Below are 1,378 nucleotides of genomic sequence, written 5' to 3' on the forward strand. Positions count from 1 at the left end.
GGAGCACCCCATATGAATCAGGCGCTGCCGAAGAAACTCTGGGATCGACTCGGGCTGGTCTCAATACTGGACACGATAACCCGGCTTAACCGCTTAACCTGAACCGCCGTATACGGAACCGTACGTACGGTGGTGTGAGAGGACGGCGGATGTAAATCCGCCTCCTACTCGATTCGGTGGCTTTTGGATTCCATGGGGCATGGGCTGATACTTTTGCATATGAGAATATTTATCATTAATATTGCGGCCTTGCCGGCCCCCTGACGCTGTCGTGGCCTCCCTGGTTTTCAGGTCGAAACATGAACGATGATCACAATGCCCCCCGACCCCCACGATATCGAACGCGACGAACAGCGCGGCGACCGTGCGCATTTTCTCCAGGTGTTTCTCTCCCAGCGCTCACAAATGGAGGCGCTGGTGAGTCGGCGCGTCGGTTGCCGGGCGACGGCGGCTGACCTGGTGCAGGACTTGTTCCTGCGTTTCTGGCGGCGGCCGCTGGTGCAGGTCGAGGAGCTCGGCACTTATCTGCTGCGCTGCGCCGGCAATATCGCCATCGACCATTTGCGCAGTGAAGGCACGCGGGTCCGGGCCAGCGAAGGCTTGATGGTCGAGCCACCGGACAGCCATGGCAGCGGACCGCAAGCGGCGCTGGAGGCGGGCAACGATTTGCGTCACGTTGAAGCGGCGTTACGCGCATTACCGGAGCGCACGCGGCAGATCTTTTTGCTCAATCGCATTCACGGCCGCAAGTACGCCGAGATCGCCAAGGCCATGGGTTTGTCCCAAAGTGCCGTGGAAAAACATATGATGCGCGCCCTCGAAGCCTGCAAGGCCAGCCTTCGGGAGCCCGAAACACGAACGCCAGGGAAAGCACCGTGAACCACTTCGAACGCGTCACCCCGACGCCCGCTCAGGAGCAGGCCGCGCTGGCCTGGCTGAGCCTGCTGCATGATCAGCCCAGCAGTGGTGATCAGGCGGCGTTCAGCCATTGGTTGCGAGCCGATCCCGCTCATGCGCAGGCGTATGTCCAGGCGCAGGTCTTGTGGGAGTTGAGCGAAGGGCCGGCGCGCACGCTCGCCGATGAAGACGCTTTTGCCTTGCAAGGCTATCTCAATGCCATGAAACGCTCGCGGCGCAGCACGGTCGGACGCTGGTCAGGTGCGCTGGCGATGGCCGCGTGCCTGCTGTTGATGATCAGCCTCGGCACCGGCTGGCAACCGTCGCGCTGGATGGATGACCTGGGGGCGGATTATGTCTCGGCGCCAGGGGAAATCCGCACGGTGACCTTGGCCGATCAATCGCAAGTCACCCTGGATGCCGACAGTGCCATTGCTGTGGATTTCAGTCGCGGCGAACGGCATGTGCAATTGCGCCGCGG

2 protein-coding genes and 1 pseudogene are annotated in these 1,378 nt (G+C 61.7%); all 3 read left to right on the forward strand.

Features of this window, described 5'->3' with window-relative positions:
* Positions 1 to 102 (forward strand): annotated as a pseudogene (locus tag ACXRVY_RS29265) (group II intron maturase-specific domain-containing protein); the annotation flags it as partial.
* A 204-nt stretch (positions 103 to 306) separates the two neighbouring features.
* Complete coding sequence (locus ACXRVY_RS29270) at positions 307 to 879, forward strand: RNA polymerase sigma factor (protein ID WP_223460073.1); 573 nt, start codon at positions 307 to 309, stop codon at positions 877 to 879.
* Positions 876 to 1,378, forward strand: a 503-nt coding sequence (locus ACXRVY_RS29275) for a DUF4880 domain-containing protein (protein WP_458238993.1), incomplete at its 3' end; no start/stop codon positions are given. The genes ACXRVY_RS29270 and ACXRVY_RS29275, both read left to right, overlap by 4 nt.

The organism is Pseudomonas sp. P5_A2_2 (assembly GCF_054177685.1).